The 1,398-nt window shown below is 72.5% G+C and carries 2 protein-coding genes; both read left to right on the top strand.

What is annotated here, in order from left to right:
* Positions 1-962, top strand: a 962-nt coding sequence (locus ABZW03_RS40880; RefSeq protein WP_355269956.1) for a KR domain-containing protein, incomplete at its 5' end; no start/stop codon positions are given.
* A gap of 21 nt (positions 963-983) precedes the next feature.
* Positions 984-1,398, top strand: a 415-nt coding sequence (locus ABZW03_RS40875) for a beta-ketoacyl synthase N-terminal-like domain-containing protein (RefSeq protein WP_355269954.1), incomplete at its 3' end; no start/stop codon positions are given.

Raw genomic sequence — 1,398 nt, 5'->3', positions numbered from 1 at the left:
GGGAGCGGTGCCCGGGGTTGGCGGCGTTCGTGGTGTATTCGTCGGTGTCGGGTCTGGTGGGGAGTGCCGGTCAGGCGAACTACGCGGCGGCGAACACGTTCCTGGACGCGTTGGCGCAGGAGCGGTCGGCCCGGGGGCTGCCGGGTCTGTCGCTGGCGTGGGGGTTGTGGGAGCAGGAGTCCGGCATGACCGCCGGCCTCGACGACACGGCCTTCCAGCGCTTCGAGCGGTACGGCATCGGAAAGATCCCCTCCGAGCAGGGCATGGCGCTGTTCGACGACGCGTGGCAGGGAAGCGAGCCGGCCGTGGCGCCGCTGGTGCTCGACTCGGCGCGCCTGAACGCGAGGGCCGCCGCGGCCGACCTGCCGCCACTGCTGCGCGGCCTCGTCTCCGCCCCGACCCGGCGTACCGCGGCCCCTGCCGCGGCACCGAGGACGGCGGGCCCCGCCTCCTGGACCGACCGGATCGTCGGGGCGACCGGCGAACGCGGCCTCGGCGTCGTGAAGGACCTCCTGTGCCAGGAGATCGCCGACGTCCTCGGCCACCAGGGGGCCGGAGCCATCGACACCGGCACGGATTTCCGGGGGCTCGGGCTCGATTCCCTCACCCTCGTCGAACTGCGCAACCGGCTCAACGCGGCCACCGGACTCAGGCTCCCCGTCAACGTGCTGTTCGACCGGCCCACACCGGACGAACTGGCCGCCCACCTCCTGGCGGCCCTCGAACCCGACCAGCCGGATCCGGTCGCGCGCGTCCTCGCCGACGCCGACCGGATGGAGGAGGCGTTGAAGCTCCTCGCCGGCGGCGAGCGCGAGGACCGCACCAGGATCACCAACCGACTGACCCAGATCCTCCGCGCCTGGCAGCGGGAGCAGGACGAACCCGCCGAATCCGCCGACGACCTCGACCACGTGACCGACGACGAACTCTTCGACGCGCTCGACAACGAACTGTCGCGCTGAGGTAAGGGAAAGGTGAGCCCCATGTCCAACGAAGCCAAGCTCCGCGACTACCTCAAGCGCGCCACGGCCGACCTGCGCGAGGCACGACAGCAGACCAGGGAACTGGAGGAGAAGGCCCACGAGCCCATCGCGATCGTGGGCATGGGGTGCCGCTACCCGGGCGGGGTGGCGTCGCCGGAGGACCTGTGGCAGCTGGTGGCGGAGGGGCGCGACGCGATCTCCGGCCTCCCCGAGGGGCGGGGCTGGGACCTGGACGGCTCCTACGCTCCGGCCGGGGAGCAGGGCCAGGACCAGGACCGGGACGGTGACGCGCGGGACGCCGGCGCGATCCCCACCCGGCACGGGGGTTTCCTGCACGACGCGGATCTGTTCGACGCGGGGTTCTTCGGTGTCTCGCCGCGTGAGGCGGAGGCGATGGATCCGCAGCAGCGGTTGC

The organism is Kitasatospora sp. NPDC004799 (assembly GCF_040609095.1).
In the GTDB taxonomy this organism is placed as follows: Bacteria; Actinomycetota; Actinomycetes; order Streptomycetales; family Streptomycetaceae; genus Kitasatospora.
This window is presented reverse-complemented; position numbering and strand designations above follow the sequence as displayed.